This window comes from uncultured Demequina sp., assembly GCF_913055775.1.
Lineage (GTDB): Bacteria > Actinomycetota > Actinomycetes > Actinomycetales > Demequinaceae > Demequina.
Map to the genome: position 1 here is coordinate 1 of NZ_CAJXJX010000112.1, position 9,213 is coordinate 9,213.

Genomic DNA, 9,213 nt, shown 5'->3' on the forward strand with positions numbered 1-9,213 from the left:
AAGCCATGACCATCAGCGAGATCCATCCGGCACTGCGGCCTCAGGCGCCTCAGGGGGCGCCGGTGCTCACCGTCGAGAAGCGCGACGGACGCGAGATCGCCTTCGACGACGCCCGCATCGGCGCTGCGCTGCGCAAGGCCTACGCCGCCGTGCACGGCACGCTCGAGCGCGCGCACCTCACCGCGATCGACCGCCTGGTGCGCGGCATCGACGCCGAGCTCAGCGCGCGCCACACCGGCGCGGTGAAGATCTACGAGATCCAGTCGGTCGTCGAGCAGCAGCTCCTCGACGCGGGGGAGTACGCGGTGGCGCGCGCCTACATCGACTACCGCGTGGATCGCGACTTCGCCCGCACCCAGGCGACGGACGTGAACCACTCCATCAACCGCCTGCTGTCGAAGGACTCGGCGGTGGTGAACGAGAACGCCAACAAGGATGCCGAGGTGTTCAACACCCAGCGGGATCTCACGGCCGGCATGGTCGGGAAGGCGATCGGCCTCAAGATGCTTCCCGAGCACGTCGCGAACGCCCATCAGAAGGGCGACATTCATTACCACGACCTCGACTACCACCCGTATGCGCCCATGACGAACTGCTGCCTGATCGACTTCGAGGGCATGCTGTCGACCGGATTCCGCATCGGGAATGCCCAGGTCGAGCCGCCGCGGTCGATCCAGACCGCGACCGCGCAGATCTCGCAGATCATCGCGAACGTGTCCTCCAGCCAGTACGGGGGCTGCACGGTGAACAGGATCGACGAGCTGCTCGCGCCCTACGCCCGGCTCAACCACGCCAAGCATGAGGCCGATGCGGCGGCATGGATCGAGGGTCAGGCCCGGCGCGAGGAGTTCGCACGGGAGAAGACGCGCAAGGACATCTACGACGCGATGCAATCGCTCGAATACGAGATCAACACGCTGTTCACGTCCAACGGACAGACGCCCTTCACCTCCGTGGGATTTGGGCTGGGAACGGGCTGGTTCGAGCGAGAGATCCAGCGCGCGATCCTGGAGATCCGGCTGCGAGGCCTGGGCAAGGAGGGACGCACAGCGATCTTCCCCAAGCTGCTCTTCACCCTCCGTCGCGGAGTGAACCTCAGCGCCGACGACCCCAACTACGACCTCAAGACCCTCGCCGTGGAGTGCGCGACCAAGCGGATGTACCCGGACGTCCTCAGCTACGACAAGATCGTCGAGATCACGGGCTCCTTCAAGGCGCCCATGGGATGCCGCTCGTTCCTGCAGGGCTGGACCGACGAGGACGGGCAGGACGTGGTCGAAGGGCGCATGAACCTGGGCGTCGTGACGCTCAACCTGCCGCGCATCGCGCTCGAGGCCGAAGGCGATCGCTCGCGCTTCTGGGCGCTGCTCGACGAACGGCTCGAGACCATGCGGGACGCGCTCGAGTTCCGGGTGCAGCGCTGCCGCGAGGCGAAGCCCGGCAACGCCCCGATCCTCTACGTGCACGGGGCGTTCGGCAAGCGCCTGGGCCCCGGCGACGAGGTCGATCAGCTCTTCCGGGAGGGGCGCGCGACGGTGTCGCTCGGGTACATCGGCCTCTACGAGGTCGCCACGGCGTTCTTCGGACCCGCATGGGAGAGCGACCCCGAGGCGAAGGCCATGACGCTCGACGTGCTGCGTGTGCTGCGCGACCGCGCGGCGGCCTGGAAGGCGGAGACCGGCTATCACGTGAGCGTGTACTCGACGCCCTCGGAGAGCCTCACCGACCGCTTCTGCAGGCTCGACAAGGAGCGCTTCGGGTCGGTCCCCGACATCACGGACAAGGACTACTACACGAACTCGTTCCACTACGACGTGCGCAAGAACCCGACGCCGTTCGAGAAGCTCGACTTCGAGGCGGAGTACGCACCATTCACGTCTGGCGGGTTCATCCACTACTGCGAGTACCCCGTGCTCCAGACCAACCCGAAGGCGCTCGAGGCCGTGTGGGACTACGCGTACGACCGCGTGGGATATCTGGGCACGAACACGCCGATCGACCGCTGCTACGCCTGCGGCTATGAGGGCGACTTCGACCCGACCGCGCGAGGCTTCGCGTGTCCCGAGTGCGGCAATGCGGATCCGCGAACGTGCGACGTGGTCAAGCGCACCTGCGGATACCTGGGCAACCCCCAGCAGCGTCCCATGGTTCACGGTCGGCACCAGGAGATCGCGGCGCGGGTGAAGCACCTGCCGGGCGCCGTGAGCGTCGAGCGGCCGATCCCCGAGAGGTAGCCGTGCACCGCGCCCCGGACTTCCGCACGTGGCGGGCGGACAAGGTGAGCCACGGGTACGTCGCGGACTACAAGCCGTTCTCGTTCGTGGACGGCGAGGGGGTGCGCTGCAGCCTGTACGTGTCGGGGTGCCTGTTCGCGTGCGACGGCTGCTACAACGAGGCCGCGTGGAGCTTCCGGTGCGGCACGCGCTACGACAGCACCCTCGAGGACGCGCTCATGACGGATCTCGCGCACCCCGCGGTGCAAGGCCTGTCACTGCTGGGAGGAGAGCCGTTCCTGAACACCCAGGTCTGCCTGTCGGCGGCCGCGCGGCTCCGCGACACGTTCGGCGCGGAGCGCGACGTCTGGGCGTGGAGCGGCTTCCTCTTCGAGCAGCTCGCTGAGGACGTGCGCGACAAGCGCATGCTGCTCGAGCTGGTGGACGTGCTCGTGGACGGACCGTACGACGCCGTGCAGCGCGACTTGACGCTGCCGCACCGGGGCAGCGCCAACCAGCGCATCATCGACGTGCCGGCATCGCTCTCGGCAGGCGTGGCAGTGCCGTGGGCAGGTGGAGCCTAGGTCGCCTCGACGTCAGTCGTCGCCCGCGGCGTCGTTCTTGGCCTTGTCGTTGTCCTTGTCGGCCGGGAACACGCTCTGGACCAGGTCGACCAGGCCCTCGGGGGACGGGGCCTCGAACGTGCCCACCGAGGTGGCAACGTACTCCAGGTGCCACCACTCGGGGCGCGACCCGCCCGGGCGGGCCCAGACGGGGTGCACCCAGCCGTAGTCGGCGCCGTTCTCGGCCAGCCACGTCGCCGATGCGTAGTCGAGGTCGACGGCCATGCCCCAGCCGTGGTTCGAGGTGCCGGGGATCGCCGCGGTGCCGGGCTTACGGGCTCGGGTGGTCACCTGCAGCGCGTATGAGCGGTAGGAGTCGGTGAGCGACAGGTGCTTGCCGGTCTCGGCGAAGTAGGCCTCGTCTGCCTCCTCGAGAGCGCTCGCGGCGTCGCACTGCAGGGAGTGTCCCGCGGCAAAGGACAGTGAGCACAAGCTCCCGGCCGAGAGCCGACCGTTCGACCCCGAGACTCCTGAGGGCTGCCCGCTCCATCCGTTGGAGTGCGCCGCGACGGCGGCGCGGTTCGCGGCGGTGTGCTCCGCGCGGGCCTCCGCGACGGCCTGCTTGTTCTTGGCGATGAGCTTCTCGTTCTTCGCGGTCCTCGCCGCGTTCTCGGTCTCCACCCAGGCCTCGTGCGTGTCCTGGAGAGCCCCGAGAGCCTCACTCAGGTCCGCGCGGTTCGCGGCCACGAGCGCGACGGCCTCGGCCACTGCCGCTGCAGCCTCCTGGTCGATGTCGGCGACGGTGTCGACCGCGTCGAGCGCGTCCGCGATCGCCGTCTCAGTGGACGTGATGGCGGTCTTGTCCTCGACGTTCGTGTCGACCGCCGCGACGAGCTCCTTCGCGTCGTCGATCTCGTTCTGCAGCGCGGGAACCGCGTCCTCGAGGGATGCGATGTCCTCGGTCAGCTGCGCGGCTTCGGCCGCGGCGGCGAGCGCCTCGGCCTCCCGCTCGACGGCCGCGAGAGCGTTGTCGAGAGCGACCTGGGCTCGCTGAAGGTGCTCTGCGGCCGCACGGGCCTCCGCCGGGCTGTCGATCTCACCGTCGAGCACCTTGGACACGTCCACGCTGGTCTCGCTGTCGACCGGTGCGGTGACCGTGGTCGTCTCGTCGCTGGCCTCGGACGGGGCGGGGCTGGACTCTGCGGGGTTGGTGGTCGCGGAGGGCTCCGCGCTCGGCGTCGTTTCGACCTGGGCGTCCGCAACGTCGTCGACGTCCGTGGAGGGGTCGGCGGCTGCGGAACCGGGCGCCGCAGCTGCATGCTCCTCGATGAGCGCCGCGATCTGCTCGGCGTCGTCGACGGTCACCGCGCTGCTGACGGTCTGCTCGGCCGCCTGAGCGATCGCGGCGGCGTTGTCGAGCGCCGCGTCCAGGGCCTCGGATGCCTCGGACACGTCATCGTGCGCCAGGCTGGCCGCCTGGCGGGAGACCTGCTGGGCGCCCCGGACGGAGACGGCGAGGGCTGAGCGACGACTCTCGACTTCGGCGGCGGCCTCGCGGACCTCGGACACCGCCACATGCTTGTCGATAGCGGCGGCGCCGAACGAAGCGAAGAGGCCAACGGAGAATGCGCCGAGCGCGACGGAGGCCGCGATCGATCGCCAGGGGTGGTGCAGGATCGACATAAGTGAAGGGGGTGGGCGACAAGGACGTGCGTCAGCCACTCAGGACGAGAGAGACGCGGCATCGGACCTCCGCGATGCGGTGGCTGCTCAGGACTCGGTCCGTGGCGACCCGCAGCAGCTGCCCGGGTCTCCACGCCGGGTGGCGACCCTGTGAGGGCCGTCGTCCGCAGGTCGGTGCGGGACGAGCCGCTGCGATGCGACATGCCCACAACGCCCGATCCCCCGTGGGGGTTCCTGATCAGAGTGAGAGAAACGTCACACGCGGCCCGTCGGCGTGGAGTCGGTCACGCCCGCGGACGGGTGTTCGGTCCGCAGGAGGCAGGCGACATGCAGCACGGCCGCGACCCCCAGGCCCACGACCGCGATCGCGAGGACACTGGTGGCGACGACGCCGAGTCCCTGCGCCGGATCCAGGAAGGGATAGGGGACCCAGCCGTCCACGAACGCGCGCGCCATCAAGTAGGCCAGCCAGATCGCCGGTATGGCCAGTACGGTCCACCACGTCCGGACTGGGAGCACGCGCCTGCGACCTACGAGCAGCCAATCGACGACGAGAATCGCGCCGGAGCCCCCATGCAGGACAAGGTTGGCCCAGGGGAATACCGGAGTTGCGACCCCGGCCAGGAGCGACCAGTACACGACCCCCGTGACCACTCCGTAGGTCGCGGAGTTGACCCGGAGGAGCGCGACCCAGCGCGGCTCGTTGCCGCCAGTCGCAGCGGCCGCAACGAGCGCCACGACCGCGCAGATCGCGGCCAGAGGAGTGAAGTAGCCCGGGAGCTGGCCCCAGGTGAAGGTCCCATAGGTGAGGTCGGCCCACGCTTGCACGCCGAGAGCGGCGACGATGACGGCCGCTGCCGTCAGTCGCCCGACGATGATGTGAGCTCCGGTGCGCACACGGCGACTTTACTGCACCTTGACGGAAGTGTGGTGGAACTTCGGCAAAGATGTGACGCATTCCCTATGGATGAACGAATTCCCAGGTATGCCAGGGTAGTGCTCATGAGTCCCCACGACCCGGCGAGTCGAGTCCCCCCGCGGTTGCGCCGCGACCGCGACCCTGGGGACGCATGGGTGGAGGGGCCCGATGGTGAACGCTACTGGGGGCGATTCGGCGCTGCCGGCCTAATGGTTCACGATCCGCACAGGGGAGTGCTGCTGCAGCATCGCGCCCTGTGGAGCCATCACGGCGGCACCTGGGGCATCCCCGGCGGAGCCCTGCACGAGGGAGAGAGCGCCATCGACGGAGCGTTCCGCGAGGCCGCAGAGGAGGCGAGCGTGCCGAGCGGCGCGATCCGCGCGGTGGCCACCGTGGTCGATGATCGCAGCGTGTGGCGCTATACGACAGTCATCGCGCGTGCCGCCCAGAGCTTCACTCCCGCGCCAGCCGACGCGGAGAGCCTCGAACTGCGCTGGGTCCCCGTCGAGAAGGTCGGCGAGCTGCCGCTCCACCCCGCGTTCCATGCCGCGTGGCCACAGCTCGTGACGATGCTCGAGGTACGTCCGCGCATGATCGTCGACATGGCGAACGTCGTGGGCTCACGCCCCGACGGGTGGTGGAAGGACCGCAGAGCGGCCAGCACACGGCTCGGCGACCGCCTCGGGCGACTTCACCGCCTCGGTTCGGCCGCGAGCGACCTCGCGCTTCCTGGGGAGCGATGGTTCCCCGCGATCGAGGCGATCATCGAAGGCGGGGCTCGCGGCGCCGCGATGCCGGCCGTTATCGACGTGACGGAGGCCCCCGGGGAGGGCGACGCGACGCTCGTGCTGCGCGTCGAGTCCTCCGTCGAGCACGGAGAGCACGTCACTGTCGTGACGAGCGATCGCCTGCTCGCCGCACGGGTCACCGGTGCGGGCGCGCGGACCTGGCCGTCAGGAAGGCTGTGGGCCCTGCTGGACGATCTCGGCTCCGGAGACTAGCCGCCACTGTCGACGTGAGCGTCGAGGAACGCACGCACGTCGCCGAGCATCCTCTCGTCGACCCCGTGGCCCAGACCCGAGTAGGTCCGCTCCGTGAGATCCGCGATCGTCGGCAGGAGCGCCTGCGTCCGGGCGATGGCAGCGGGCCAGATCACGCCGTCGGCGTCTCCGCGTCCCCAGAACACGGGAGGCCGGCGCTCGGCGAGGCGCGCATCGGCGGGCTGAGGCCCGGTGGGCACGAACCCGGCCAGCACCACGGTGGCCGCAACGCGTTCGGGTCGCGTGCGCAGCAACTGCAGCGCCATCAACCCGCCCTGCGAGAATCCCACGGGTACCAAGGGATGCGTGGACGGGACGTTGTCGTCGATCCAGTCCCACAGCCCCACAGTCGCCGCCTCGATGTCCTGGGGATCGGGCTCCTCGGGCAGCGCGAGCGGGAACCATGCGGCTCCACCGCCGGGCATGGCCAGCGGAGCACGGACCGAGGCCCAGGGCAGAGGTGGCAGGTACGGCGCCAGGCCCGGGAGGTCGCGCTCGTGAGAACCGTATCCGTGCAGCAGAATCATGAGGGGAGCACCGGCCTCGGCAGGCGGCGGCGGGCTCGCGGAGTGCACGGACTGGAGCGACGTCATGGGCACCAGTATTGCCGTTCCATCCCGAGCGCCCTGCACCCGAGCGTGCTTGACTGGGCGAGGGCCACGGAGACACGGCTCGTACCGTCCCCGACGAGAAGGGAACCAGACATGGCCGTCACCAGCACCGCCAGCACCCTGTGGCGAGGTTCGCTCGCCGCAGGCGCCGGCACCACATCCTTCGGCACCGGCACCGCGACGCTGAGCGTCGACTGGAAGGCCAGGTCAGAAGGCTCGTCTTCCACGACCACTCCCGAGGAGCTGCTCGCTGCCGCCCACGCGTCCTGTTTCGCCATGGCGTTCTCGCACGAGCTCGGTGGCGCCGGCTACGAGCCCGAGGAGCTCCAGGTGTCGGTCGAGGTGGGCTTCCAGCCCGGCGAGGGCGTCACCGCATCGATCATCTCGGTCGTGGGCACAGTGCCCGGCATCGACCAGGACGAGTTCGAGTCCATCGCGACCGCGGCGAAAGACGGGTGTCCCATCTCGCAGGCGCTCGCAGGAGTCGACATCACGCTCGGGGCGGCGACCCTGGCGTAGGCAGTGGCCTCACTGAGTCGCAGTGAGCGCCACCGTCAGATCTGGCGGTGCGTGAACGCGCCAGCCGTGATCGTTGCCACGACCGGCATGCGCTGAAGCGCATCGATCTCGCACGTCAGCGGATCCGCATCGAGAACAGCGATGTCCGCAGGCGCGCCGACGCGCAGGCTGCGCATGCCGGCTGCTCCGGTGAGCGCTTCCTGGCGGGTGAGGGAGTGCCGGGCGTGCCAGGGCTCGCGCTCGTCTCCCGAACGGTGCACTGCGGCGGCGATGCCGCGCCACGGGTCCAGGGGAGCGACGGGGGCATCGGAGCCCAGCACGATGCGCGCGCCTGCGTCGCGGAGCGCGCCGAACGGGAAGGCGCGTTCCGCGCGGTCCGGCCAGATACGTTCAGTGGCGTCGCGGTCATCCCAGAGGTGCTCCGGCTGAACTGAGGCGACCACGCCGAGCGCACCGAACCGCGACAGGTCCTCGTCGGCGACCAACTGCGCGTGCTCGATGGTGCCGGTCGCGCCCGTGCGCTCGTATGCGTCGAGAGCGTGCGTGACCGCCGCGTCGCCGATCGCGTGCACGGCGGTCGCGTAGCCGTGGGCGACGGCGCGTTCGAGGAGGGTCTCGCACAGCTCCGGCGCCACAGTGAGGACCCCGCGCGTGTCGCGCCCGGGGTACAGCTCGTGGCAGTAGGCCGTCCGGGTGTTCAGCGAGCCGTCGGTGATGATCTTGAGGGGGCCGATCGTCAGCAGCCCCCGTGTGCCCGGGACGGTGTCGCCGGTCCTCCAACCCGCGTCGATGCGCTCATCGAGCTCCGCCGGATAGAACCCCGAGTGCACCCGCAGCGCATGGAGTCCCCGCGTCATTCGCTCGGTCCAACCCTCGAGATTGCGCGCCATCTCGAGGTCGACGATCCCGGTGATCCCGCGCTTGGCGGCAGCGATCGCGGCGTCGGTGATGGCGAGATCCTCGTCGCCAGGCGCTGCCTTCTCGAGCCGCATCTGCAGGGCGAAGGCGTCGTCCTCGCGCAGCACCCCGGCGTCCGGCAGGCCATAGCGGTCCCGCGCAGCCGTGTTGACCCAGCACGCATGCATGTCGCCGGAGAGCACCACGACCGGGCGGTGCGGCGCCACCGCATCCAGCACAGCCGCGTTCGCTTCGTCGTCCCACATGGCGTCGCGGTAGCCGTACCCGATGAGCGGCTCGCTCATCTCCATTTCGGCGAGCATGCGCGCGGCAATGATGTGAGCCGCGGCTGCGGCGGAGCGCGCGCCCGAGAGGTCGAGCCTGCGGCGCACGATGGCCCACTGCGTGAAGTGGACGTGGTGGTCCCAGAGCCCCGAGATGGCCCAACGCCCATCGAGCGGGAGCACCTGGTCCGCCCGCCGGTCAGAGGCGCCGATGCCCGTGATGATGCCGCCGTCGATCGAGATGTCCACCGTGCCATCGCGATCGATGAGGCGAGCGCCAGTGAGGATGAGGTCGGTCACGGCCCGTCGTTCCTCCAGGTGTCGGGTGCGGGGGTCAGGCCAGGATAGACGGGGCTCAGCCTCCCACTGCACACGGCTAGCATGCGCGTATGCCGACCGCGCGCGTGTCCCCGAAGGCGGGCTTGGTGCCTGAGTTCCTGCTCGGCCTCCGTGCTGCGCTCGCAGGGCTGCGGGTGTGGGACGG

At 69.8% G+C, this 9,213-nt stretch carries 8 protein-coding genes; 4 read left to right on the forward strand and 4 right to left on the reverse strand.

Features of this window, described 5'->3' with window-relative positions; translation table 11 throughout:
- Positions 1–5: 5 nt before the first annotated feature.
- The gene (gene nrdD, locus QZ483_RS10850) at positions 6–2,234 is read left to right on the forward strand and encodes an anaerobic ribonucleoside-triphosphate reductase (protein ID WP_297083886.1); all 2,229 of its coding nucleotides are present in this window, start codon (positions 6–8) and stop codon (positions 2,232–2,234) included.
- Positions 2,235–2,236: 2 nt separating this feature from the next.
- The gene (gene nrdG / locus QZ483_RS10855; RefSeq protein WP_297083869.1) at positions 2,237–2,797 is read left to right on the forward strand and encodes an anaerobic ribonucleoside-triphosphate reductase activating protein; all 561 of its coding nucleotides are present in this window, start codon (positions 2,237–2,239) and stop codon (positions 2,795–2,797) included.
- A 12-nt stretch (positions 2,798–2,809) separates the two neighbouring features.
- Here the strand turns inward: nrdG and QZ483_RS10860 are convergent, their stop codons facing one another.
- Complete coding sequence (locus tag QZ483_RS10860; RefSeq protein ID WP_297083871.1) at positions 2,810–4,459, reverse strand: hypothetical protein; 1,650 nt, start codon at positions 4,457–4,459, stop codon at positions 2,810–2,812.
- A 255-nt stretch (positions 4,460–4,714) separates the two neighbouring features.
- Positions 4,715–5,356, reverse strand: coding sequence for a Pr6Pr family membrane protein (locus QZ483_RS10865; protein WP_297083874.1), 642 nt, complete (start codon positions 5,354–5,356; stop codon positions 4,715–4,717).
- A gap of 231 nt (positions 5,357–5,587) precedes the next feature.
- On the opposite strand from QZ483_RS10865, the gene QZ483_RS10870 reads away from it, so the two are divergent.
- A complete protein-coding gene (locus QZ483_RS10870; RefSeq protein ID WP_367117106.1) occupies positions 5,588–6,379 on the forward strand; it encodes an NUDIX domain-containing protein in 792 nt (263 codons plus the stop codon).
- Here QZ483_RS10870 and QZ483_RS10875 read toward each other — a convergent pair.
- Entirely contained in the window at positions 6,376–7,011 is a 636-nt protein-coding gene (locus QZ483_RS10875; RefSeq protein WP_297083877.1) for an alpha/beta hydrolase, read from the reverse strand. The two genes, QZ483_RS10870 and QZ483_RS10875, sit on opposite strands and share 4 nt — an antisense overlap.
- 111 nt (positions 7,012–7,122) lie before the next feature.
- Between QZ483_RS10875 and QZ483_RS10880 the strand changes: the two genes are divergently transcribed.
- Positions 7,123–7,548, forward strand: coding sequence for an OsmC family peroxiredoxin (locus QZ483_RS10880; protein ID WP_297083879.1), 426 nt, complete (start codon positions 7,123–7,125; stop codon positions 7,546–7,548).
- 35 nt (positions 7,549–7,583) lie between these two features.
- Here the strand turns inward: QZ483_RS10880 and QZ483_RS10885 are convergent, their stop codons facing one another.
- A complete protein-coding gene (locus tag QZ483_RS10885; protein WP_297083884.1) occupies positions 7,584–9,029 on the reverse strand; it encodes an amidohydrolase in 1,446 nt (481 codons plus the stop codon).
- Between the last annotated feature and the right edge of the window lie 184 nt (positions 9,030–9,213).